Source organism: Polaromonas aquatica, from assembly GCF_050626995.1.
GTDB lineage: Bacteria > Pseudomonadota > Gammaproteobacteria > Burkholderiales > Burkholderiaceae_C > Polaromonas > Polaromonas aquatica_A.
The window spans coordinates 1,107,338-1,131,968 of record NZ_CP192467.1; the positions used below are offsets into that span (position 1 = coordinate 1,107,338).

Sequence of the window (24,631 nt, forward strand, 5' to 3'; positions counted from 1 at the left end):
ATTTAAAACAGTTTTTTCAAGCTGGCACAGGGTTTGCCCTAGTCATGGCATGCCAGCCTTTCCCCTGCCTTTTTTTATCGACGCCGGTGCCTCCACCGACCGGCCCGATTCGCGCCTGCGAGACCGCATCGCAGCCTGCGCAAGCCTCGTGGCGCTGACGCCTGCTGCGAGCGAGGCGCACTTCTCCGGCCTGGAAAAAACGCCCACTGAAGCGAGTTTTTTCCACGTCGGCCGGCGCGGTGATTCGGTGTGCACTCAGGAAATCACGACAGCTGGCGTGAAGCACCTGCCCTGCGATCCCGCAACTTTCAATTTCGGAAAAAACAGGTTGTCACCTGAGACGCGGGACAACCTGGGCCAGGGCAGCGCGCGCTTTTTCAGCCATCTCAATTCGCCCACCTCCTTCAACACGACAACCATACCGTAAGCGAAACATGGACCAACCTGATCACACTCTGACCGTCGCTGCCGCACGCAGCCCCCTGCGCGAGGAACGTCATCCGAATTCGGTCACGGCGCCGCCGCTGAACCGTGGTTCGATGGTGCCGCGCCCCTGGCGCGGCTTCTGGAACAGCATGGCCACAGCCGCGCTGCTGCCCGTGCTGGCGCTCTTCAGGGCGGCTGACCCTGCGGCGCTTCGGCCCCTGCCCGCCGCGCGCCCGGAGCCCTGGCAGCGAGCGGCAAAACGCCGCCGCACGGTGTTCCTGTTGCTGACGCTCGTCAGCACCGTGCTGGCCACCAGCATCTTTGCAGACATGCAGCCCGACTACGACAGCGCCTGGCTGCAATACGGCCAGATCAGCCTGTTTGCGCTGCTCTCGGCCTGGGTGGTGACTGGTTTTATGACCGCGATGATGGGTTTTTACGTGACAATCCGCGGTGACAAGCACGCGCTGTCCGCCAAAAAAGTGCAGCATGTGCCGCTGGATGCCTCCACACGCACGGCGATCATCATGCCGATCTGCAACGAGGACGTGCGCACCGTGTTCGCCGGCCTGCGCGCCACCTGCGAGTCCGTCGCGATGACCGGCCATGTGCAAAGCTTTGACGTGTTCGTGCTGTCTGACAGCAACAATCCGGCCATCATCCAGGCCGAGCGCGCCGCATGGGAAGACCTGCGCACCCAACTGGCCGGCCATCCGGACCAGCCGCAGATCGAGGTGTACTACCGCCTGCGCAAACGCCGCACCGACCGCAAGGCCGGTAACGTGGCCGACTTCTGCCGCCGCTGGGGCAAGGATTACCGCTACATGGTGGTGCTGGATGCCGACAGCGTGATGAGCGGTGATTGCCTGGTCTCCATGGTCAAGCTCATGGAAGCCAACCCCAAGGCCGGCATTATTCAAACCGCCACGCAGGCCATTGGCCATGTGACGCTGCACGCACGCGCGCAGCAATTTGCCTCACGCGTGACGGGACGTCTCTTCACGCTGGGCATGCAGTACTGGCAGATGGGCGAGTCGCACTACTGGGGCCACAACGCCATCATCCGGATTGAGCCCTTCATGAAGCATTGCGCGCTGGCACACATCAAGGGCACTGGCGGCATGGCCGGCAGCATCATGTCGCATGATTTTGTTGAGGCCGCGCTGATGCGCCGCGCCGGCTACCACGTGTGGCTGGTGGGCGACCTGGTAGGCAGCTACGAGCAGCAGCCGCCCGATTTGCTGGCCGAGCTGCAACGCGACCGCCGCTGGTGCCAGGGCAACCTGCAAAACTCCCGCCTGATCGCCGAACCGGGCATCCACCCCGTGCACCGCTCGATGTTCGGAACCGGCGCGATGGCCTATCTTTCGGCGCCACTGTGGCTGTGTTTCCTCACGCTGGGCACGGCGCTGTGGCTGTCGGGCTCGCCCATGATCGCCGACTGGACGCTGCTGCCCGGCGAGCTGATGGCGCTCTGGGGCTGGACGCTGTGCATGCTGTTTTTGCCGCGCGTTCTGGGCATCGTGGCCGTGCTGGTCAACCGCCAGCAGCAATCCTACGGCGGCACCGTCGCCCTGCTGCGCAGTGCTTTGCTTGAAACGCTGATTGCGCTCCTGCAGGCGCCCATCCGCATGCTGGCGCATTCGCTGTTTGTGGTGGTGGCCCTGACCGGCCTCAAACTGGAATGGAAGTCGCCTCCGCGCGAAGCGGCCGCCGTACCCTGGCGCCATGCGCTGGCGCAACTGGCGCCCATGTCGGGAATCATCGCGCTGCTGGCCGTCGGCATTGCCGTGATCGATGCGCGCGCGCTGATCTGGCTGATCCCGGTGGGCCTGCCGCTGCTGCTGGCGATTCCGATGACGGTGCTCACCAGCAAGGTCGGCGTGGGCACGGCCCTGCGCGCGCAGAACTACCTGCTGATTCCCGAAGAAACCCGTTCGCCGGCGGTGCTGCGCCGCGCCTGGCTGCATGCAAGCCGGCTGGCCAAGCCGCGGCTGAATGTGGCCGCTTGAGCCCTGGGATACGCCGAACATGAAAAAAGCCGCTTGAAGCGGCTTTTTTCATGTTGCCCCGTCAGTGTTTGCTATAGATTTAATAGCTTCTGCCGCCCGTATTTATTGGGCTAAGGGTTTCTTTTATCAACAACTGGCATATCAGAACTTGGGCATGCCCTTCATGCCACCCATGCGTTTCATCATCTTCATCATGCCGCTGCCCTTCATCTTCTTCATCATGCCCTGCATCTGCTCGAACTCATTGAGCAGGCGGTTGACTTCCTGAACGTGCACGCCGGAGCCGGCGGCGATACGGCGCTTGCGTGTGGCCTTGATGAGCTCGGGCTTGCGGCGCTCCAGTGGCGTCATGCTCTGGATGATGCCTTCCTTGCGCTTGATGTCTTTTTCGGCCTTGTCCATGTCGACCTGGCCAGCCTTGGCGGCCATCTGCGCGGGCAGCTTGTCGAGCAGGCTGGACAGCCCGCCCATGTTTTTCATCTGCTGCAGCTGGCTCAGGAAGTCATTGAGGTCAAAACTGTCGCCGGACTTGATCTTGGCCGCGAGCTTCTGCGCCGAAGCCATGTCCACCCCGGCTGCCACCTGCTCGACCAGCGCCACGATGTCGCCCATGCCCAGAATGCGGCCGGCGTGGCGCTCGGCGTCGAACACTTCGAGGCCGTCGATCTTCTCGCTGGTGCCTGAGAACTTGATGGGTGCGCCGGTGACCTGCCGCACGCTCAGCGCCGCGCCACCACGTGAATCGCCGTCAGTCTTGGTCAGGATGATGCCGGTGAGCGGGAGCGCTTCCTTGAAGGCCTTGGCGGTGTTGACCGCGTCCTGGCCCTGCATCGCATCGACCACGAACAAAGTTTCGACCGGGTTCAGGATTGAATGCAGCTCCTTGATTTCGGCCATCAGGGCTTCGTCAATCGCCAGCCGGCCAGCCGTGTCGACCAGCAGCACATCAAAGAAATGCTTGCGGGCGTAGTCAATCGCGGCGCGGGCGATGTCGGCGGGCTTCTGATCAGGCGTGCTGGGAAACCACTCGGCGCCGGCCTGTTTGGTCACTGTCTTGAGCTGCTCAATGGCGGCAGGGCGGTAGACGTCGCCCGACACCGTCAGCACCTTCTTCTTGCGCTTTTCGATCAGGTGCTTGGCCAGCTTGGCCGTGGTGGTGGTTTTACCCGCGCCCTGCAGGCCTGCCATCAGGATCACAGCCGGCGGCTGGGCCGCCAGGTTGATGTCGCTCACGCCTTCGCCCATGGTGGCGGCCAGCTCGCGGTTGACGATGCCAACCAGCGCCTGGCCCGGTGACAGCGATCCCATCACCTCCTGGCCGAGCGCCTTGTCTTTGACCCGGGCGATGAAGTCGCGCACCACCGGCAGGGCCACGTCGGCCTCCAGCAGCGCCATTCGCACCTCGCGCAGCATGTCCTGCACATTGGATTCGGTGATGCGGGCCTGGCCTCGCATTTCCTTGACGAGGCGGGATAACTTGTCGGTAAGGGCTGAAGCCATGAGAGGGCGCCACGAACGTGGAGCAGTTAGGTGGAATAGAAGGGCAGCGGGGAGGCAGCCGCAAGGCAGTAAAGGCTAAACTCTAGCCATGATTTTAGCTTTGAGCGACTGGTGGGGTCTTGCGGCGGCGGCCGGCGCTGCTATCGCCTACGCGGCATTGGCGCTGGCCTCGCCGCGCCTCGGCCCCTCAGCCACCCGGAGGATGCTGGTTGCAGCTTGGCTGCTGCACGCACTGGCGTTGGCCGATGGCTTGCTGGGCGAGCCCCCCCGGTTTGGTTTTGCACCGGCGCTGTCCATGACAGTCTGGCTGGTGCTGACCGTTTACGCCATCGAAAGCCGCCTGTTTCCGCAACTTCAGGCCCACTGGGCGCTGGCGGGACTGGGAAGCGCAGCAGTCATCTTGACGGTCATGTTTCCCGGCACTACTTATCACGCCATCGCATCACCCTGGCTGCCGCTGCACTGGGCGCTGGGAATTGCGTCCTACGGGCTGTTTGCCGCCGCCGTGGTGCATGGCTGGCTGATGACGCGTGTTGAGCGTTCCATCCGGCTGGCCGCACAAACCGATGAGGGCGTACCACTGCTGACGTTGGAGCGCCTCACCTTCCGCTTTGTGGAGGCCGGCTTTGTACTGCTGTCAGCCACGCTGTTTGTGGGCTGGCTGTTCGCCGAAACACTTTACGGACCTGGCCTGGCCTGGAAGTGGAATCATAAAACCGTGTTTTCCGTTCTGGCCTGGCTGACATTCGCCGGGCTGCTGATAGGTCGGGCCCGCCTGGGCTGGCGTGGCCGCAAGGCGGTGCATGTGTTGTACCTGGGCTCCGGGCTGCTGCTGCTGGGCTATGCGGGTTCGCGTTTCGTGCTTGAAGTCATCTTGAGGCGGGCATGAAATACCTGTTGGTCATGGGATTCGTGCTGGTGGTTTTCTGGCTCTGGCGCCATAACCGCGATGCGGAAAGAAAAGACGCTGCAGCCACCCGCCCGCGTCAGGCACCTAACCGCGAGGCCGCCGTTGCAGAGATGGTTGCATGCGATGTCTGCCACGTGCATCTTCCGAAGTCTGACGCCCTGACAGGCGGCAAAGGCATCTATTGCAGTGACGCACACCGCCGGCAGGCAGGAGACTAGATGAGCACGCCATCCCACTGGTTTGAGACCGGAGGCAGGGCATCAGGTGCGTGGGAGGCGGTCCCTGAACTGGGATCCTTCGGCCGCCTGTGGCGCGTTTTCATGACGGCGCGCGTTGCCATCGCCACGGTGCTCGTCATTTTGCAGGCGGTTATCTATGCTCTGGGCAGCATCACCAATCGCTGGTCGATTGCGGTTTGCATAGCCTATCTGTGCGCCACACTGGCCGTGCGCGTTTGGGCCAAGCCGCGGCCACCGGGAAGCACTTTTGACGCGCAGTGGGTATTGACCATCGGCGTGGACGTCATCACGTTCTCTGCACTCAATGCCCTGCAGTCAAGTGGCATCAATTACACGCCGCTGTTTGCCTTGCCGGTGCTCCTGGCCTCCATCCTCGGGCCGATTTTGCTTGCCTTCGGAACCGCCGCCAGCGTGACGTTGCTGCTGCTGGCCGATGCCTGGTGGAGCTCACTCCAGGCGTTCGGCGATTTCAACGCACGATTCCTGCAGTCGGGTCTGAGTGGCTCCGGTTTTTTCCTGGTTGCGCTGCTCGCCAACCATCTGGCGTTGCGCCTGGCACGTGAAGAACAACTGGCAAAGCGCAGCCAGTCCGCTGCCCGCATGCAGACGCAGGTGAACGAACTGGTCATCGAAACGTTGGCCGATGGGGTGCTGGTGGTCGATATCAATGGCATCGTCCGGTCGGCCAATCCGGCGTCCAGGCGCCTGCTGGGGGTTCGGGATACGGTTCGGAGCGGACCGTTCATCCTTGTCATGGAAGCAGCCTGGCTGCCGCTGGCAGAATTGATGCACAGCACATTCAGCACGCAGGTCCCCCAGGAAGCGGACATCGGCCTTGAATATCCGGGCAGCAATACCCGGCGGCTTCACGTGCGCACCCGCCTTGCTTCCTCAAAAAACGGCACCCACGAAAGCCTTTGTGTCATGTTCCTGGAAGATCTCCGGGAAATGGAAGCGCGCGTGAGGACCGAGAAAATGGCGGCCATGGGGCGCATGTCGGCCGCGGTGGCGCACGAAATCAGAAATCCGCTAGCGGCCATTTCCCAAGCCAATGCCTTGCTGGAAGAAGACCTGCAGGACGAGCCACACCGCCAACTCACCGGCATGATCCGGCAGAACGCACAGCGCCTGGCCAGAATCGTCGACGAGGTGCTGAATATCTCACGTGCCCAGACCCAACTGCCTTCGCCGCAAGCGACCACTCTGGCGCTTGATGAAACTGTCCAGAAAATCGCGTCGGACTGGGCAGGACAAACCGCAGCCTCTCAACGCATGCGAATTACTGCGGACTCAAACAATGCCGTTGTACGTTTTGAACCGGAACACCTGCGACGTCTGATGATCAATCTGCTGGACAACGCCTTGCGCTATGCCAGCACGTCTGAGCGGGCTATTGAAGTCTCGACTCAACTCGTCACGCCGGGGCAGGCACGCCTGTCGGTATGGAGCGATGGGCAGCCCATGGAGCAAACTGTGCAGACACACCTGTTCGAGCCATTTTTCTCTTCTGAAAGCCGCTCCAGCGGGTTGGGCCTGTATATTTGCCGCGAATTATGCGAGCGCTATGGCGCCCTGATTGGCTACCAGCGCGTGCAGCGCGCCGGCATTGAGGGAAACGAGTTTTTCGTCATGTTCAGCCCTTCCGGTTCAACGCTGGCTTTACCCACTGCATCTTTTGCCACAATGCCTACTTGAAACATGAGCACGCCAGCCCACATCCCCCAGCAGGCCCGTATTCTCGTCATTGATGATGAGCCGGACCTGCGAACACTGTATGAGCTGACACTGCTCAGGGAGGGATACAGGGTAGAGGCGGCTGGCGACCTGCTGCAGGCCCGCGAACAGCTCAAAGCACACCATTTCGATGCGGTGATCACCGACATGCGCTTGCCCGACGGCCTGGGCCTCGAATTGCTGCGGGATATGGTGGACCAGCAAAGAGCCGAGCGATGCGTGGTGATTACAGCGCACGGCTCGGCTGAAAATGCGGTGGAAGCGCTCAAGGCCGGCGCGTTTGACTACCTCACAAAACCAGTCGACCTCAAACAGTTCCGCAGCGTGGTGGCATCTGCAGTACAGGGAGCCAAACATCCGGCAGCAATGGCCAAAGGTGATCGAAATATGCCGGAACCCGGCACTTCGCCATCAGTTCCAGGCCAGAAAAAAAGCACTGAAGGCGCAGCGATTCTGCATAAACTGGTTGGTGAGTCGGCGGTCATGCGCGCCGTCAAGTCGCGCATCGTCAAGGTGGCGGGCAGCATGGCGCCCGTTCTCATCCAGGGGGAATCCGGGACCGGCAAAGAACTGGTGGCACGCGCCGTGCACGGTTGCAGCCACCGCGCCGCAGGGCCTTTTGTGGCCGTCAATTGCAGTGCCATACCCGAGAACCTTCTCGAAGCGGAATTTTTCGGGGCTCGCAAGGGCGCATACACCGGATCGGCGCAGGATCGGCAAGGCTACTTCCAGGCAGCCAAGGGCGGAACCTTGTTCCTCGATGAAATCGGCGACCTGCCGCTGGCCATGCAATCCAAACTTCTGCGCGCCATTCAGGAGCGCACCGTCAGGCCGCTGGGCTCGCCGCAGGAAGATACCGTGGACGTGCGCATTGTCAGCGCAACACACAAAAATCTGGCTACGGAAGCCCAGGAGGGGACCTTTCGCCAAGACCTTTATTACCGGCTCAATGTGATTGAAATTGCCGTACCTGCATTACGCGAACGCAGGGAAGACCTGCCAGCCCTTTGCAACGCCCTGCTTACCCGAATTTGCCACGAGTCCGGGTTCAGGATGCCCGAGCTGACGGATTCCGTGATGGAGCAGTTGCAGTCCCGGCCTTTCAACGGCAACGTCAGGGAGCTGGAAAACATCCTGCACCGCGCCGTGGCGCTGGGGGAAGGAAACGCGCTGCATTTTGATGCACCGGTTGAAGAACATGTCGTCATCCCGGAAAATCTGCAGGACTATCTCGATGGGCAGGAACGGAATATTCTGACCAAGGTATTGCTGGAAACGGGCTTCAACCGCACCGCAGCCGCCGCCAAGCTGGGCCTGAGCCTGCGGCAGATCCGCTACCGCATTGCCCGCCTGAATATCGCCACCCCGGGCAACGACGACCTTGCCGATGGACTTGACCCTGCCGATGACCCCACCTGAAAGCCAGGACGCTCCTTCCCGGCCCTTGTGGCAAGACGGCTGGTACCGGTATGCGCGTGCACAGCCTTCGCCCAACTTTGGGCCACGCCCGTCCGATGCGCGCATCGACCTGATCGTCATTCACTCCATTAGCCTGCCGCCTGGTGAGTTCGGCAATGGCAACATCCAGCGCCTTTTTACCAACCAGCTTGACTGGGAAGCACACCCTTATTTCCAGGACATTCGCGGCCTGCAGGTTTCATCCCATTTTTTCATCGCCCGCACCGGCGCGCTGTGGCAATTCGTGAGCTGTACGGACCGTGCCTGGCACGCCGGAGAGTCCCACTACCGCGGGCGCTCCAATTGCAACGACGACTCCATTGGCATCGAACTGGAAGGCCTTGAAGGAGGTACCTTCGAAGCATCCCAGTATGAAACGCTGACGGGGCTATGCGCCTCACTCCTTCAGGCCTACCCCATAGAGCACATCGCCGGGCATGAGCACATTGCGCCTGGCCGCAAGCAGGATCCAGGCGCTGGCTTCGACTGGCCCTTGCTGCAGAACTCACTGTCGTCGCCGGCTAGGTATTTTCCCGACATCATGTGACGGCCCGGTCTCGCGAGGCCACCAATGCAGTGCGTCTTTTTAGGAAAACCTTCGGGTAATTTTTACCGTGCCGGCAATGACCAGCGCCGCCAGGCCAGAGTCTTGCGAAGGTATGCCGGCCATCTCCTTTGGCTTCCCAAGCCTGATGCCATCAGGCTTCACGCAGAGATTGAGGGCCGCTCCGCAAGCCCAATCAGGATGCCTGGAAACCGGACAAAAAAGCCACAAAACGTAACGGTCAATCAAGACAGCGATACACTACCTGTAGTGGCTTGTATTCCCCCTACACCCTAGGTATAGTGTCTAAGCCCTAATTCAGTTTGATGTAATTCGGGTCAGGAAATGAAGGGACAGGTTGATTGGCCTGTGCAACACCTCAAGATATCCAGAGACCACGAACAGCACATCAAACCACCCAAAAACAAAGCAAAGAGGAAGTCATGCAAACAGCACAACACGCGGTGCCAGTCACGTCGAGCGCTCTGGCAAATAATCCAGCCCCCGCCGATACCAGCGCGCAAAGCAACCCGCTCGCCCATTACCAGATCATCCGCCGCAACGGCGGTGTCGTGCCGTTCGAGCCCAACAAGATTGCCGTGGCCATGATGAAGGCCTTCCTGGCCGTTCACGGCACGCAGGGCGCTGCCTCGGCCAGCGTGCGCGAAACGGTCGACGGCCTGACCCAGGCGGTCATTCGCGCCCTGATGCGCTCGCGCCCAGGCGGTGGCACCTTTCATATAGAAGACGTGCAGGATCAGGTCGAGCTCGGCCTGATGCGCGGCGGCCACCACGAGATTGCCCGCGCCTACGTGCTGTACCGCGAAAAGCGCACGCAAGAGCGCGCACGCCAGCCGCAAACCCAGACGCCCGCAGCGCCGCTGATCCACGTGACCGACCGCGGCAACCGCGTGGCCCTCGACGTGCGCAACCTGCAGGCGCTGATTGAAGCGTCTTGTGCCAACCTGGGCGCCGACATCAAGCCCGATCCCATCGTCGCGGAAACCATGCGCAACCTCTACGACGGCGTGCCCATCGACGAGGTCTACAAGGCGTCCATCCTGGCGGCGCGCACCCTGATTGAAAAAGACCCCGACTACACCTATGCCACCGCGCGCCTGCTGATGCACACCATCCGTCGGGAAGTGCTGGGCGAGGAAGTCAACCAGGAAGACATGGCCGTCCGCTATGCCGAATACTTCCCACAATTCATCGCCAAGGGCGTGCAGAACGAGCTGCTCGACGAAAAGCTGCAGCAGTTCGACCTGGCCCGCCTGGGCGCCGCGCTCAAGCCCGAGCGCGACCTGAAGTTCGACTACCTCGGCCTGCAGACCCTGTTTGACCGCTATTTCCTGCACGTGCGCAAGCAGCGCATCGAGCTGCCACAGGCGTTCTTCATGCGCGTGGCCATGGGCCTGTCGCTCAACGAGATCAACCGCGAAGAACGCGCCATCGAGTTCTACGAGATCCTGTCGTCCTTTGACTTCATGTCGAGCACGCCCACCCTGTTCAATGCCGGCACCCTGCGCTCACAGCTGTCGTCCTGCTACCTGACCACGGTGGCCGACGACCTGGGCGGCATCTACGACGCCATCAAGGAAAACGCCCTGCTGTCCAAATTTGCAGGCGGCCTGGGCAATGACTGGACGCCAGTGCGCGCCCTGGGCGCCCACATCAAGGGCACCAACGGCGAATCGCAAGGGGTTGTGCCTTTCCTGAAGGTCGTCAATGACACCGCCGTGGCGGTAAACCAGGGCGGCAAGCGCAAGGGCGCTGTCTGCGCCTACCTGGAAACCTGGCACCTGGATATTGAAGAGTTCCTGGAACTGCGCAAGAACACCGGCGACGACCGCCGCCGCACGCACGACATGAATACCGCCAACTGGATTCCCGACCTCTTCATGCGCCGCGTGATGGAAAAGGGCACCTGGACGCTGTTCTCACCGTCCGACACGCCCGACCTGCACGACAAGTTCGGCAAGGACTTCGAGAAAATCTACACCGCCTACGAAGCCAAGGCCGAACGCGGCGAGATCAAGCCGTCCCGCAAGCTGCAGGCCACCGACATGTGGCGCAAGATGCTGTCGATGCTGTTTGAGACCGGCCATCCCTGGATCACCTTCAAGGACGCCTGCAATGTGCGCTCGCCGCAGCAGCACACCGGCGTCGTGCACTCGTCCAATCTGTGCACCGAGATCACGCTCAACACCAGCGACACCGAAACCGCTGTCTGCAACCTGGGTTCGGTCAACCTCGTCCAGCACCTGAAAGACGGCGCGGTCGACCACGAGAAGCTCAAGAAAACCATCACCACGGCCATGCGCATGCTGGACAACGTGATCGACATCAATTACTACGCCGTCAAGAAGGCCCGCGACTCCAACATGCGCCACCGCCCCGTGGGCCTGGGCATCATGGGTTTCCAGGACTGCCTGTATGAGCTGCGCGTGCCATATGCATCACAGGAAGCCGTCGAGTTTGCCGACAAGTCCATGGAGGCCGTCTGCTATCACGCTTACTGGGCATCGACCGAGCTCGCCAAGGAACGCGGAAAATATGCCACGTACAAAGGTTCGCTCTGGGACAAGGGCATCCTGCCGCTGGACACACTGGACATGCTGGCCGAGCAACGCGGCGGCTATGTGGAAGTCGACCGTTCCGCCACACTGGACTGGGAAGCGCTGCGCAAGAAGATCGCCAAGGACGGCATGCGCAATTCCAATTGCGTCGCCATTGCCCCGACAGCCACCATCTCCAACATCATTGGCGTGGACGCCTGCATCGAGCCCTGCTTCGGCAACCTCTCGGTCAAGTCCAACCTGTCCGGCGAATTCACCGTCATCAACCACTACCTGGTGCGCGATCTCAAGCGCCTGAACCTGTGGGACGACGTGATGGTGGTGGACCTGAAGCACTTTGATGGCTCGCTGCGCCCGATCGACCGTGTGCCGCAGGACGTCAAGGCGCTCTACGCCACGGCGTTTGAAATCGAGACCTCCTGGATCGTCGAAGCGGCGGCGCGCCGCCAGAAATGGATCGACCAGGCCCAGTCGCTCAATATCTATATGGCGGGCGCTTCGGGCAAGAAGCTCGACGACACCTACAAGCTGGCCTGGCTGCGCGGTCTCAAAACCACTTACTACCTGCGCACCCAGAGCGCTACGCACGCCGAGAAGTCAACCGTGACGGCAGGCAAGATGAACTCGGTTTCCTCCGGCACCGCGACTGCGAGCAGCAGCATGAGCGCGCTTGAAGCGGCAGCTGCCGCGGCGCAAGCGCAGATGAATGCAACGCCTGCGACTGACATCAAGTTCTGTGCGATCGATGATCCGGGTTGCGAGGCCTGCCAATAAAAAATCGAACCGTGCGCTGAGCTTCACTGCACGATTCGATGTAATTGAGCAACACAATTTTGTAGCGATGTGAATGAACACTTTTCATTTTGTATCGCTGCTTTCATAATCCCAAAGTATTGGAAACCTCTATGTTGACCTGGGACGAAGAAGTCAAACCATCGTTGCAAACATCTCATAACAGCGGCACGCCCGAAGGCCGCTCGATGGAACTTCCGCCTCTTTCTTTGAATACCGCCGAGCAACCCCAAGCGCAAGTGCGCATGCTCAACGACGGCGCATTCACACCTGCGCCAGCCGCAACTCCCTCGGCTCCTGTCTCTGCCGAACCTGCCAAGGCGCAACGCGTCAAGGCCTCCGACAAGCGCATCATTAACGGCCAGACCGACGTCAACCAGCTGGTGCCGTTCAAATACAAATGGGCCTGGGAAAAATACCTCGCCACCTGCGCCAACCACTGGATGCCGCAGGAAGTGAACATGACGCGCGACATCGCGCTTTGGAAAGACCCGAACGGCCTGACCGAAGACGAGCGCCGCCTGGTCAAGCGCAACCTGGGCTTCTTTGTGACGGCCGACTCGCTGGCAGCCAACAACATCGTGCTGGGTACTTACCGCCACATCACGGCGCCCGAGTGCCGCCAGTTCCTGCTGCGCCAGGCTTTCGAAGAAGCCATCCACACCCATGCCTATCAGTACATCACCGAGTCGCTGGGCCTGGACGAAGCCGAGATCTTCAATGCCTACAACGAAGTCCAGTCCATCAAGGACAAGGACCAGTTCCTGATCCCTTTCATTGAAGTCATCTCCAACCCGCACTTCAAGACCGGTACGCCCGAAGCTGACCAGACCCTGCTCAAGTCGCTGATCGTGTTTGCCTGCCTGATGGAAGGCCTGTTCTTCTACGTCGGCTTCACGCAAATTCTTGCCCTGGGCCGCCAGAACAAGATGACCGGCGCTGCCGAGCAGTACCAGTACATCCTGCGCGACGAGTCGATGCACTGCAACTTCGGCATTGACTTGATCAACCAGCTGAAGCTGGAAAACCCCCATCTCTGGACCGCAGAGTTCAAGGCCGAGATCAAGGCCTTGTTCATGAAAGCCGTCGAACTGGAATACCGCTACGCCGAAGACACCATGCCCCGCGGCGTGCTCGGCCTCAACGCCTCCATGTTCAAAGGCTACCTCCGCTACATTGCCAATCGCCGCGCCACGCAGATCGGACTTGAAACTCTCTTCCCTAACGAGGAGAATCCGTTCCCATGGATGAGCGAAATGATCGATCTGAAAAAAGAGCGTAACTTTTTTGAAACCCGTGTGATCGAGTACCAATCCGGTGGTGCCCTTTCCTGGGATTGATTGACAAGAAAAAATACGCGAGACAAGCGACCAATGATTTCAAGAATTGCAATGATCAATGACAGCACCGAAGAGTGCGCATTGAGCATTGCTCCTGTGTTCGCGGCGCTGGGCCCGGTTTATCCGCTGCCCAACGCCGTGAATCGCTTTACGTACTCCAACCGTGAAGTGCTCTTTGCAACGTGATCAAGGAGAAAACTATGGCAACTGCGAAAAAAACTGCGGCTAAAAAAGCTGCTCCAAAGAAAGCCCCTGCGAAAAAAGTAGCGGCTAAGAAGGCTCCTGCGAAAAAAGCAGCAGCGAAAAAAGCTCCGGCTAAAAAAGCGCCAGCGAAAAAAGTAGCGGCCAAGAAGCCAGCTGCGAAAAAATCGCCTGCGAAAAAGCCAGCAGCCAAGAAGGTAGCGGCCAAGAAGCCAGCAGCGAAAAAAGCTGCAGCGAAAAAGCCAGCAGCCAAGAAGGCCGCGAAAAAGGTAGCGAAGAAACCAGCGGCCAAGAAAGCCGCTGCGAAAAAGCCTGCCGCCAAGAAAGCAGCGAAAAAGCCCGCTGCGAAGAAAGCCGCGAAAAAACCTGCTGCCAAAGCTGCGAAAGCGCCTGCTGCAGCGGCTGCCCCTGCGGCTCAGACTACTCTGAACCCGCAAGCTGCCTGGCCGTTTCCAACAGCCAGCAAGCCGTAAGCAGTAAGGTATTTCTGCTTGGAGCCCGATATCGAAAGGTGTCGGGCTTTTTTCATGCCTGTCCCGTTTTTACAGTTCACCTGCCCCCTTCACACCTTTTGCCGCCATGAATACATCCGCCACGTTGCCTGACCTGCCCTTCATCCGGGTGGAAAAAAACGGTGATGTGCTGCTGGACGTGCACGTGGTGCCGAATGCCGCCAAAACCCAGGCAGTGGGTCTGTACGGCGAGGCTGGCCAGATGGCGCTGCGCCTGCGGCTGCAGGCGCCCCCGGTGGACGGCAAGGCCAACCAGGCGCTGATGAAATGGCTGGCAGTCTGCCTGGGCATCCCCCAACAAGCCGTCACGCTGGCGCGGGGGGAAACCTCCAGACGCAAGCAGTTGCGCGTGCAAGCCTCGGCGGCAAGTCAGGCCACCTGGGATGAGTTGCTGGAGGTGACGGGTGGGCCCGCGCCGTAAGGGCGAACTCGGGACCAGCAACAAATGCTATCAATTTAGCAGCTAAATACCCAAGTAATTATTGGGCTAGGCAGCGATTTGATCCGAAGTCAGGGTGTAATTCTGGCCGCCACGCGTGGCGATCTTGAGCGCGCCAACCCGGTTGCCCAGTGCGGCGCAACGCGCTAGTGACCAGCCCTGCTCCAGGCCATACAGCAAAGCGCCGCGGAAGGCATCGCCACAGCCGGTCGGGTCCACCACCACGTCAGCCTTGACGGGCGGCACCAGCGTTTTTTCACCGCCCACCCAGACTTCGCAGCCCTCGGCGCCTAGCGTCACCACCAAACCTTCGACCTTGCGCGACAGCTCGGCACAAGACAGGCCCGTGCGGTCGCACAGCATCTTGGCTTCGTAGTCGTTAACCGTGACCCAGCTTGCGAGCTCGACAAAATGCGCCAGCTCCTTGCCGTCAAACATCGGCAGGCCCTGGCCCGGATCAAACACAAACGGAATGCCCGCCGCCTTGAACTGTTCGGCGTGCTGCAGCATGGCATCGCGCCCGTCCGGGGCAATGATGCCCAGCTTGATGTCGCTGCGCGCCTGAATGCGGGTTACGTGAGCCTGCATCATCGCACCGGGGTGAAAAGCAGTGATCTGATTGTTATCGCGGTCGGTCATGATCATGGCCTGCGCGGTGTAGGTATCGCTGACCTGGCGGACAAACTCCGTGCTGACGCCCAGGGCCTTCATGCGTTCCACGTACTCCGCACCATCGGTGCCGACTGTGGCCATGGGCAGCGGCTTACCGCCAAGCTGCTGCAGGCTATAGGCAATGTTGCCGGCGCAGCCGCCGAATTCACGGCGCAGGGCCGGCACAAGAAAAGACACATTGAGGATATGCAACTGATCGGGCAGTATCTGCTCGGAAAAGCGCCCCTCAAAAGTCATGATGGTGTCAAACGCCAGGGAACCACAGATAACAGCAGACATTCAGTTCTCTCGTTTCAGTCAGGGATAAAAAACCAGGACACGGTAGCCGGCTACCCGAAGGGGGGCGGCTGGCGCGGAAGGTGAGGACAAGGGCGCAGAAACGCCCGCGTCGCCGGATATTTTCATGATGACAAGACCTGGCACCTCGGAGCCGGCTGCCAAGGTTGGCGATTTTGCGCCAAACTGCGCCGGCGCCAGGATGCGGCGCACAACAGCCTGGTCCTGGGTGTCGGTCAAGGTCACTTCCAGGGACGGCATTTCAAGAGGCGTCACGCCCGTGTTCTTGAGCATGAAGCTGAGGCGGTACGCATCAGGCCCGATGCGGTTGAAGGTGGAACTGTCGATTACCAGTGCCTCAATGTGCCGGGGTGCGCGGATCTCACAGTGAAGCGGGCCACAAATAGCCTGCAGCAGCGGTAAGAGCCGTGGCTCCAGCGCGGCAAGCGTATCTCTTTGCTGGATACTCCACTGCAACACCAGCATAGCCAGCAGCACCAGGGACAGCAAGGACATGATCCAGCGGGTCAGCGGCCTTTTCCAGAAGGCCTTGCGCCTGGCTTCCCGCACAAAAGAGACGTCGTGTTCCACCCGCGAATCCGGCATGCCCGAATCCACATCCGAATAGGCGAAACTGGAATCATCTTCGATGGCTTCGCGCATCATGGCTGGTCGGGGAGGTAGCCCGGCGGCAGCCGGGCTGCCAGGCAACTCCAGAGGATCCAGCTGACGCTCCTGTTGTGCGCGTTTCCAGCGCACAGGGTCAAAATCAGCGGCGCTATCCTGCGCCTCCAGAAAACCCGCACCGGAAGGCCTCAAGGGGACCCGGTCGGCAAATGTCCTGGCCGGTGCCCACTCTTGCGGGTCCGCTGCAGACACAACTTGCGGTGGAGATGGAGGGGGCGGAGGCGCAGATGCTGCAACCTCAGGCAAGGGCATGGGTTCCGTATCAGCGGCCTGAAACGAAGCAGAGGAGGCAAGCGACGCCATGTCGCGTGGCAGCAAGTGCGCTGATGCGTCAAAAACTTCAGTGCAGTGCCCGCATCGCACCCAGCCTTGCGAGACTTTGAGTTGGTCGGTCACGACTTTGAACATCGTGCCGCATGCGGGGCAGCGCGTAATCAGGCTCATGTAGCGCTGTATTGTAGGGGTCGCGCCACCGCTAAAACGCGGAAACCATCATGCACCCGAACCGGGCCGACTTAGAAGCCAGCGGTCATCAGTATCCAGCCTTCTTGCGCATCATGTACCGTGAGCCGGCAATACGGCGCATAGGCCTCTTTCAACTCCTCAGCCTGTCGCTCCAGGATGCCGGCCAGCACGAGGTGGCCGCCCTTCCTGACATGTGCGCACAGCAGCGGCGCCAGCACTTTGAGTGGCGTGGCGAGAATATTGGCCAGCACGGTCTGGTACTGGCCGGAGGCCTTGTCGGGCAATCCGGCGTTGAGCGCCACGTGGTTGGCCTCAGCATTGGCGCGTGTCGATTCCACGGCGGCCGGGTCGATATCGACGGCATCAATGTCCAGCGCGCCGAACTTCGCCGCGCCGATGGCCAGGATGCCGGAACCGCAGCCGTAGTCCAGGACACGGCCCAAATCCTTACCGGCGGAACCCTGGCTTGCTATCCATCGCAGACACATGCGTGTGGTGGGATGGGTTCCGGTACCAAATGCCAGGCCCGGATCCAGGCGAATCACCTGTTTGGCCCCGGCAGGCGGCTCGTGCCAGGTCGGTACGATCCAGAATTCAGGCGTGATGTCCACCGGCTCGAATTGCGACTGCGTCAGGCGAACCCAATCCTGTTCGGGCACGGGCTGGATGGCGACCACACGGCAGCCCGCGAAAAAATCCTGCGCCGCCAGCACACCGGCCGCGTCACGCGCCAGGGCTTCTGTGGCAAACAACGAGACGATGCGGGAGCGCTCCCAGCCCGCCTTGGGCGGCGGCATGTCGGGTTCGCCGAACAGCGCCTGCTCGGCGGGTGTCTGGGCGTCAGCGTCTTCCACCGACACACTAAGCGCATCGAGCGCGTCCAGCGCCTCGCTGAGTGTTTCCACCTCATCGACGGGAGCCAGCAGGATCAGTTCAAACATGATTTAACGCATTGGAGGTTGGAGTCAACTGGCAATCCCCAGCAAGCATGAGCCGCGGGACTGGCTTTGCCAGACCGCAGGCGGGCGGCCCTCAGGGGGCAGCGACCCACACGCAGTGGGGGAGCGTGGGGGCTAACGCTCTCGTTTGGACAACCACTCTTCGAGGTAATGGATGTTGGTGCCGCCATCCATGAACTTGGCGTCCACCATCAGTTCGCGGTGCAGCGGGATATTGGTGTTGATGCCTTCGACCACGGTTTCGGCCAGCGCCGTGCTCATGCGGGCCAGGGCCTGCTCGCGCGTGTCGCCGTGCACGATGATCTTGCCGATCATGGAGTCGTAGTTGGGGGGCACGAAATAGTTGGCGTAAATGTGAGAATCCACGCGCACGCCCGGCCCGCCGGGCGTGTGCCAGGTCGTGATGCGGCCCGGCGAGGGGATGAACTTGTAGGGATCTTCCGCATTGATGCGGCATTCGATGGAATGGCCCTTGAGTTCGATGTCGCGCTGGGCGAAAGGCAGCTTCTCGCCGGCCGCCACCATGATCTGGGTGCGCACGATGTCCACGCCGGTGATCCACTCGGTGACAGGGTGCTCCACCTGCACGCGGGTGTTCATCTCGATGAAGTAGAACTCACCGTTTTCGTAGAGGAACTCAAAGGTGCCAGCGCCGCGGTAGCCGATCTTCTTGACGGCCGCGACACAACGCTCGCCAATGCGCTCGATCAGCTTGCGCGGAATGCCGGGCGCCGGCGCTTCTTCAATGACTTTCTGGTGGCGCCGCTGCATGGAGCAGTCGCGCTCGCCCAGCCAGACCGCATTTTTATGCTGGTCGGCCAGGATCTGGATTTCAATGTGCCGCGGGTTCTGCAGGAATTTCTCCATGTAGACCTCGGGGTTGCCGAAGGCCGCACCGGCCTCGGCCTTGGTGGTCTGCACCGCGTGCAGCAACGCCGCCTCGGTATGCACCACACGCATGCCGCGACCGCCGCCGCCGCCTGCCGCCTTGATGATGACTGGATAGCCCACCTGTTTGGCCGTGCGCTTGATGACAACCGGGTCATCGGGCAGAGCGCCCTCGGAGCCGGGAACGCAGGGCACGCCCGCCTTGATCATGGTCTGCTTGGCGGAAACCTTGTCGCCCATGATGCGGATCGACTCGGGCGTGGGGCCGATGAACTTGAAGCCGCTTTTTTCCACCCGTTCGGCGAAGTCAGCGTTTTCGCTCAGGAAGCCGTATCCGGGGTGTATGGCTTCCGCGTCCGTCACCTCTGCTGCCGAGATGATGGCCGGCATGTTGAGGTAACTCTGGGCTGACGGGGCGGGGCCGATACAGACCGACTCGTCGGCCAGCTTGATGTACTTGGCCTCGCGGTCGGCTTCGGAGTAGACCATCACGGCCTTCACGCCGAGTTCACGGCAGGCGCGCTGGATGCGCAGGGCAATCTCACCCCTGTTGGCGATCAGTATTTTCTTGAACATGCGTCGGTAAGCCCGGTTTGGAAAGGAGGCAGGGGGCCCGCTTACTCAATGATGAAGAGGGGTTGGCCGTATTCGACAGCCTGGCCGTTTTCCGAAAGTATCTTGGTGACCGTGCCCGACTTGTCGGCTTCGATCTCGTTGAGGATCTTCATGGCCTCAATGATGCAGATGGTCTCGCCTTCCTTGATGACGCTGCCCAGCTCGACAAAAGGCTTGGCGCCGGGGCTGGCAGAGCGGTAGAAGGTGCCCACCATAGGCGACTTGACGGCATGCCCGGCAGGCGCTGCGGGCGCGGCTTCGGCCACCGGTGCGGCAGGCGCGCCGGCTACGGGGGCCGCTGCGGGAGCTGCTACCATGGCAACCGGCTGCTGCATCACGAGCGGGGCACCGCTGGATTTGACGATGCGTACCTTGCCTTCGGCTTCGGTGATTTCGAGTTCGGACACATTGGACTCTGAGACAAGGTCAATCAGGGTCTTGAGTTTTCTTAGATCCATGGGTTCTCCAACGACGGTAGATGCTGGGCGGCAAAGATCAGCACGCAGCTTTTTGAAAAGGAAGTCTGAAAATGGAAGTCCCGGCAGACAATGCCGGATCTTCTTTCTTTTTTCACTTACTTTCTGCTTTTACGCTTTAAAGCGCTTATCAGTTAATTACTCCAGGACCCTGCCGCACCGGCCAGCCTGTGAAAGCGCAGAGTGTACATCAAGCAAAGCATTGTTTTCGCCTGAAAAATTATTTGATGGAAATCAAATTACGCATCAGAAACGCACAATTAGGCGCACTTTCGCAGAAGTTGGAGCACACGGGGCTGAATAAGGCCGCGAACTATTGCAACCGGGCCCACTGTGCAAGGTCTTCCGGCAGGACTTTACCAATCTTGCGATGCAGCAGTTCTCCAGTCGCACTGAACACCACCGAAAATGGCAAGCCCCCTGCGATATTACCCAGTGACTTGCTGAGTTCCGTCCCACCCAATCCAGCCATGCCGACAGGAAAATGCAGTGGCCTGGCCTGCAACCAGGTTCGTACCGCGCTGGGCTGATCAACAGCCAATCCCAGCACTTGCAGGTTCTTTTCCTTGTTTTCCTGGAAGAAGTAGTCCAGCAGCGGAAGCTCCTCGACGCAGGGAGGGCACCAGGTCGCCCAGAAATTCACCAGCAGGACTTTGCCGCGAAAGCTGCTCATCGACAGGTTTTTGCCATCCGGCGTATCAAAGCTCAGGCTCCAGAACGAATCCGACGCATTGCCTGCCGAGCCCACGAGGCCCGCTTCGGCAGGCGCGGCGGCTTCAACGCTGTGCGGCTGGAATTTCCACCAGGCAACCGAGGCACCCGCCACACCGGCTATGGCTGCGGCGGCGCCATAAAGCATGTTTCTGCGATTCACGTGTCTGATGCTCCGGGTTGGGGATTCAGTAATTTTTTCACGGCGGCAAGGTCGCCCCGCGGCGTCCGGCCCTTGGCGTCGGGCCGCAGGGCACCGCGCAGGTCGTCGTGGTCATAAACCATCAAGTGCACACCCACTGTTTCGTTCAAAGGTTTGCACACACTTCGCAGGCTGAGCGCTTCCACGCTGTCGCCGGTAAAACCGGTCACGGTGCGCGGCTCATAGTCGACATTGTGCTCAATCAGCGCAATCTCGGCTGATTTGGGGTCATCGCAAAACAGCTGGATGTAGATATCAGACAGCCGTGTGGCCGTTCCGTGCCAGACTGCCCCCCCCAGGTGCGGCCGGAACTGCACCAGCCGCTCCATCCAGACCAGCGCCAGTTCCCGCAGCGCCGCCAGCTCGGCGGGCTGGGTGTCAGCACAGAAAAGCGCAATGTATTCGCGAACGGCGTCTTCCAGCTCCTCATTGCCCGGCAGCTCGGTGCGGGCAGGCAGCGCCATCTGTTTGACGGCGCGGCGCTTGGCCGGACCATATTCCAGCCCTTCTTCGACTACCAGCGCGGCGGCCGTGGCGGCGATTTCGGATTTGAGGGTTTGAGGTGTCAAGATCGGCTGGCCTCGGCCAAAAAGGCCGAATCGGGGTCAATGGGTTGGTGGGGAGGCGGGTAATCTGGAGATGGGGTGGCGAATTGCCAGATGGGGAGGCGAAGCGATTGTGCCTTGAGTTAGGTCCCCACATGAGGCGAAAGTTCACCCGCTCCCCGCACATCGCGCCGCTATAAAACCCATAGCTGTTGCGCCGGTGCACACTGCCCGGCAGGCACTTTTTCTACAAATTTTGACGTTCCCACCCGGCGCGGGTCCCGCGATCCCCCGGGAAGCCCTGCCTAGAATACAGGCCATGCACATACATATTCTGGGAATCTGCGGCACCTTTATGGGCGGCCTGGCCGCCCTGGCGCGGGAGGCGGGGCACAAAGTGACTGGCTGCGACACCGGCGTCTACCCGCCCATGAGCGACCAGCTACGCAGTTTGGGAATTGAATTGATCGAAGGTTACGGCGTCGACCAGATGGCCTTTGAGCCGGATGTGTTTGTGGTCGGCAACGTAGTGTCGCGGGCCCGGCAGCCCGACGGCAGCGCCAAATACCCGCTCATGGAAGCCATCCTCAACAGCGGCAAGCCTTACACCAGCGGTCCGCAATGGCTCTCGGGCCACGTACTGCACCATCCCACGCACCACGCCACCGGCCCGCGCCATGTACTGGCCGTGGCCGGAACGCATGGCAAGACCACCACCACAGCGATGCTGGCCTGGATCCTGGAGCACGCGGGTCTCAAACCGGGTTTTCTGGTCGGAGGCGTGCCGCTGAACTTCGGCGTGTCGGCCCGGCTGGGCGAAGGCAACACCTTTGTCATTGAAGCCGACGAATACGACACGGCCTTTTTCGACAAGCGCAGCAAGTTTGTGCACTACCGCCCTCGCACTGCCATTTTGAACAACCTCGAATTCGACCATGCCGATATTTTTGACGACCTGGCCGCAATCGAGCGGCAGTTCCACCACTTGGTGCGCACCGTGCCGTCGCAAGGCCGCGTAGTTGTTAATGCGGCCGAAGCCAGCCTGCAGCGCGTGCTGGCCCAGGGCTGCTGGAGTGAGCAGTTGCTCTTTGGCAGCGGACTGCTGAACAAGAGTGGCTTCATGGCCCACGGCGAACCGCATGACTTCCACGTACTCAAGGCCGGCGAGGCCGTTGCCCACGTGCAGTGGGGCATCAGCGGTGTGCACAACCAGCTCAACGCGCTGGCCGCCATCGCGGCTGCGGAACATGTGGGCGTGGCACCCGAGGCTGCGGCCCGGGCGCTGGCGGAGTTCCAGAACGTCAAGCGCCGCATGGAAGTGCGCGGCGTGATTTCGCGCAAAGATGGCGACATCACGGTGTATGACGACTTCGCCCATCACCCGACAGCCATCCACACCACAGTGGACGGCCTGCGTCGCCAGCTGCAAAGCGCTGGCCGTGGCAGCGAACGCATCCTGGCCATCTTCGAGCCGCGCAGCAACACCATGAAACTCGGCGCCATGACGGCCCAGCTGCCCTGGAGCCTGGAGCAGGCCGATCTCGCGTTCTGCCACGCCGGTGGGCTGGACTGGGACGCGCGCGCCGCGCTGGCGCCCATGGGTGAACGCGCCCAGGTCGCCGGCACCATTGACCAACTCCTCAGTCAGGTCAAAGCCGCGACACGGCCTGGCGACCATTTGCTGTGCATGAGCAACGGGGGGTTTGGCGGCATCCACGCCAAGCTGCTGGAGGCGCTGAAAGGCTGATCCGTCGCGAATGACGCTATCAATTTAATAGCTGCTTGCGCGGGTTTTTATTGGCCTGAAGGCCTTTTTTGCTTGAAATTTGGGGATAAAGCGATGCTATCTGCGGGTACCGGGCAGGTGCCATTGCCGGCTCGCCTGGTCCACACTAATAGCTGATGCTTAGTACATCTACATCTACATGCACGACAGGTTTGGCCAGAGCCGCGCTGGCTGCGCGGGCAAACGCCTGCGCCCAGTCGGCATCGGCAAATTTCCCCGGCCCGGCGGCTTGGGCAATGACAACTACCTTGTCGGCAGTCAGCAGTTTGCCGGTCGGCCGCAGCGGCTCGCATTCCATCCGGGTGAACTCACCGTCCAGCCACGCCCTTGCTGCATCGTGCGGCATGGGCTGCACTTCATTGAGATCCAGGCGTATGGGCGGATGGCCCTTGAAGGTCACACTGACTTCGCTGCGCATGATGGGCTCCTGATCAAGGATTCATGGTCGGCGACTTGCGGGCCCGGCGGCTATTCGCACAAACCCGCGCGTCGGTAGCCTTATTTTTTGGCCCGGCGTGTCTGCACCGCGTTTGACAGGATTTCCAGCACGTCCAGCGAGTCGTTCCAGCCAAGGCAGGCGTCGGTGATGCTCTTGCCGTATTCCAGCGCTTTGGAGTCGTCCTTGCCGGGCGTGAATTTCTGCGCGCCGGGGTTGAGGTGGCTTTCCACCATCAGGCCGAACACGTGGCGCGAACCGCCAGCGACCTGTCCGGCGATGTCGCGCGCAACTTCGACCTGCTTTTCATGCTGCTTGGAGCTGTTGGCATGGCTGCAGTCGACCATCAGCGTGGCCGGTAGCTTGGACGCTTCGAGTTCCTTGCAGGCGGCGGCGACGCTGGCCGCGTCGTAGTTGGGTGCCTTCCCGCCGCGCAAAATGACGTGGCAGTCCTTGTTGCCGTTGGTCTGCACGATGGCGACCTGGCCGTTTTTGTGCACCGACAAAAAGTGGTGGCCGCGCGCCGCCGCCTGGATGGCGTCCGTCGCGATGCGGATGTTGCCGTCAGTGCCGTTTTTGAAGCCGATAGGCGCCGACAGGCCCGAAGCCAGTTCGCGATGCACCTGGCTTTCTGTCGTGCGTGCGCCGATGGCGCCCCAGGAAATCAGGTCGCCGATGTACTGCGGGGAAATCACGTCGAGGAACTCGCTGCCCGCAGGCAAGCCGATGCGGTTGATGTCGATCAGCAATTGGCGCGCGATGCGCAGGCCTTCATCAATGCGGTAGGTTTCATCGAGGTACGGATCATTGATCAGACCCTTCCAGCCGACGGTGGTGCGCGGCTTTTCGAAGTAGACGCGCATGACGATTTCCAGCGTGCCTTCGTACTTCTTGCGCTGCTCGACCAGCTTGCGGGCGTAATCCAGCGCCGCCATCGGGTCGTGGATGGAGCAAGGCCCGACGACGACGAGCAGGCGGTCATCCTTGCCCTGGATGATGTTGTGGATGCTTTTGCGGGTCTTGCTGATCAGCGTCTCGACGGCGGTGCCGCGGATCGGGAAAAAGCGGATGAGATGCTCGGGAGGGGGTAACACGGTGATGTCCTTGATGCGTTCGTCGTCGGTCTGGCTGGTCTTTTCGACGGTCGCATACCAGTTGTCGCTGGCGGAGGTTGGCTTGGCATTCATCGCTGTTTTCCTTTTCTTTCGGGATATCAATCAGGTCGTC

Annotated in this window: 23 protein-coding genes; 13 read left to right on the plus strand and 10 right to left on the minus strand. The window is 60.9% G+C overall.

The window, feature by feature from the left end:
• Positions 1–49: 49 nt before the first annotated feature.
• Both ACQ4MS_RS05370 and mdoH read left to right on the plus strand, forming a co-directional pair.
• The gene (locus ACQ4MS_RS05370; protein WP_431098232.1) at positions 50–427 is read left to right on the plus strand and encodes a hypothetical protein; all 378 of its coding nucleotides are present in this window, start codon (positions 50–52) and stop codon (positions 425–427) included.
• Positions 428–434: 7 nt separating this feature from the next.
• Entirely contained in the window at positions 435–2,438 is a 2,004-nt protein-coding gene (gene mdoH / locus ACQ4MS_RS05375; protein WP_431098234.1) for a glucans biosynthesis glucosyltransferase MdoH, read from the plus strand.
• A 141-nt stretch (positions 2,439–2,579) separates the two neighbouring features.
• Here mdoH and ffh read toward each other — a convergent pair whose 3' ends face one another.
• A complete protein-coding gene (ffh, locus tag ACQ4MS_RS05380; RefSeq protein WP_431098235.1) occupies positions 2,580–3,938 on the minus strand; it encodes a signal recognition particle protein in 1,359 nt (452 codons plus the stop codon).
• A gap of 88 nt (positions 3,939–4,026) precedes the next feature.
• On the opposite strand from ffh, the gene ACQ4MS_RS05385 reads away from it, so the two are divergent.
• The 10 genes from ACQ4MS_RS05385 to ACQ4MS_RS05430 all read left to right on the plus strand — a co-directional run bounded on the left by ACQ4MS_RS05385 (position 4,027) and on the right by ACQ4MS_RS05430 (position 14,668).
• A complete protein-coding gene (locus tag ACQ4MS_RS05385) occupies positions 4,027–4,827 on the plus strand; it encodes a cytochrome C assembly family protein (protein WP_431098236.1) in 801 nt (266 codons plus the stop codon).
• Positions 4,824–5,066 carry a PP0621 family protein gene (locus ACQ4MS_RS05390; RefSeq protein ID WP_431098238.1) on the plus strand — a complete coding sequence of 81 codons (243 nt, stop codon included), beginning with the start codon at positions 4,824–4,826 and terminating at the stop codon, positions 5,064–5,066. Before ACQ4MS_RS05385 ends, ACQ4MS_RS05390 begins: the two co-directional genes overlap by 4 nt.
• Positions 5,067–6,782, plus strand: a complete 1,716-nt coding sequence (locus ACQ4MS_RS05395) for a sensor histidine kinase (RefSeq protein ID WP_431098239.1) — start codon at positions 5,067–5,069, stop codon at positions 6,780–6,782.
• A 3-nt stretch (positions 6,783–6,785) separates the two neighbouring features.
• Positions 6,786–8,240, plus strand: a complete 1,455-nt coding sequence (locus ACQ4MS_RS05400) for a sigma-54-dependent transcriptional regulator (RefSeq protein WP_431098240.1) — start codon at positions 6,786–6,788, stop codon at positions 8,238–8,240.
• Entirely contained in the window at positions 8,209–8,826 is a 618-nt protein-coding gene (ampD, locus tag ACQ4MS_RS05405) for a 1,6-anhydro-N-acetylmuramyl-L-alanine amidase AmpD (protein WP_431098242.1), read from the plus strand. Before ACQ4MS_RS05400 ends, ampD begins: the two co-directional genes overlap by 32 nt.
• Before the next feature lie 440 nt (positions 8,827–9,266).
• Entirely contained in the window at positions 9,267–12,176 is a 2,910-nt protein-coding gene (locus ACQ4MS_RS05410) for a ribonucleoside-diphosphate reductase subunit alpha (RefSeq protein ID WP_431098243.1), read from the plus strand.
• A 131-nt stretch (positions 12,177–12,307) separates the two neighbouring features.
• Positions 12,308–13,534, plus strand: a complete 1,227-nt coding sequence (locus ACQ4MS_RS05415) for a ribonucleotide-diphosphate reductase subunit beta (protein WP_431098245.1) — start codon at positions 12,308–12,310, stop codon at positions 13,532–13,534.
• A 33-nt stretch (positions 13,535–13,567) separates the two neighbouring features.
• Positions 13,568–13,720, plus strand: a complete 153-nt coding sequence (locus ACQ4MS_RS05420) for a hypothetical protein (protein WP_431098247.1) — start codon at positions 13,568–13,570, stop codon at positions 13,718–13,720.
• A gap of 14 nt (positions 13,721–13,734) precedes the next feature.
• On the plus strand, positions 13,735–14,208 hold the full coding sequence (locus ACQ4MS_RS05425) for a histone H1-like DNA-binding protein (RefSeq protein WP_431098248.1): 474 nt from the start codon (positions 13,735–13,737) through the stop codon (positions 14,206–14,208).
• Between the two features lie 106 nt (positions 14,209–14,314).
• Positions 14,315–14,668: a DUF167 domain-containing protein gene (locus tag ACQ4MS_RS05430; protein WP_431098250.1), complete on the plus strand. Its 354-nt coding sequence runs from the start codon at positions 14,315–14,317 to the stop codon at positions 14,666–14,668.
• A gap of 66 nt (positions 14,669–14,734) precedes the next feature.
• Here the strand turns inward: ACQ4MS_RS05430 and ACQ4MS_RS05435 are convergent, their stop codons facing one another.
• From ACQ4MS_RS05435 to ACQ4MS_RS05465, 7 genes are all read right to left on the minus strand, one after another.
• Positions 14,735–15,637, minus strand: coding sequence for a carbohydrate kinase family protein (locus tag ACQ4MS_RS05435; protein ID WP_431098252.1), 903 nt, complete (start codon positions 15,635–15,637; stop codon positions 14,735–14,737).
• A gap of 18 nt (positions 15,638–15,655) precedes the next feature.
• A complete protein-coding gene (locus ACQ4MS_RS05440; RefSeq protein ID WP_431098253.1) occupies positions 15,656–16,765 on the minus strand; it encodes a DUF3426 domain-containing protein in 1,110 nt (369 codons plus the stop codon).
• 71 nt (positions 16,766–16,836) lie between these two features.
• Complete coding sequence (prmA, locus tag ACQ4MS_RS05445; RefSeq protein ID WP_431098254.1) at positions 16,837–17,727, minus strand: 50S ribosomal protein L11 methyltransferase; 891 nt, start codon at positions 17,725–17,727, stop codon at positions 16,837–16,839.
• A 132-nt stretch (positions 17,728–17,859) separates the two neighbouring features.
• Complete coding sequence (gene accC, locus ACQ4MS_RS05450; protein WP_431098256.1) at positions 17,860–19,209, minus strand: acetyl-CoA carboxylase biotin carboxylase subunit; 1,350 nt, start codon at positions 19,207–19,209, stop codon at positions 17,860–17,862.
• 41 nt (positions 19,210–19,250) lie between these two features.
• Entirely contained in the window at positions 19,251–19,706 is a 456-nt protein-coding gene (gene accB / locus ACQ4MS_RS05455; protein ID WP_431098257.1) for an acetyl-CoA carboxylase biotin carboxyl carrier protein, read from the minus strand.
• 331 nt (positions 19,707–20,037) lie between these two features.
• Positions 20,038–20,598: a TlpA disulfide reductase family protein gene (locus ACQ4MS_RS05460; protein WP_431098258.1), complete on the minus strand. Its 561-nt coding sequence runs from the start codon at positions 20,596–20,598 to the stop codon at positions 20,038–20,040.
• Positions 20,595–21,209, minus strand: coding sequence for a hypothetical protein (locus ACQ4MS_RS05465; protein WP_431099538.1), 615 nt, complete (start codon positions 21,207–21,209; stop codon positions 20,595–20,597). Before ACQ4MS_RS05465 ends, ACQ4MS_RS05460 begins: the two co-directional genes overlap by 4 nt.
• 292 nt (positions 21,210–21,501) lie before the next feature.
• On the opposite strand from ACQ4MS_RS05465, the gene mpl reads away from it, so the two are divergent.
• Positions 21,502–22,929: a UDP-N-acetylmuramate:L-alanyl-gamma-D-glutamyl-meso-diaminopimelate ligase gene (gene mpl, locus ACQ4MS_RS05470; protein WP_431098259.1), complete on the plus strand. Its 1,428-nt coding sequence runs from the start codon at positions 21,502–21,504 to the stop codon at positions 22,927–22,929.
• A gap of 145 nt (positions 22,930–23,074) precedes the next feature.
• Here mpl and ACQ4MS_RS05475 read toward each other — a convergent pair whose 3' ends face one another.
• Both ACQ4MS_RS05475 and ACQ4MS_RS05480 read right to left on the minus strand, forming a co-directional pair.
• Positions 23,075–23,386, minus strand: coding sequence for a hypothetical protein (locus tag ACQ4MS_RS05475; protein ID WP_431098260.1), 312 nt, complete (start codon positions 23,384–23,386; stop codon positions 23,075–23,077).
• Positions 23,387–23,466: 80 nt separating this feature from the next.
• On the minus strand, positions 23,467–24,591 hold the full coding sequence (locus tag ACQ4MS_RS05480; protein WP_431098262.1) for a 3-deoxy-7-phosphoheptulonate synthase: 1,125 nt from the start codon (positions 24,589–24,591) through the stop codon (positions 23,467–23,469).
• Positions 24,592–24,631: the final 40 nt, after the last annotated feature.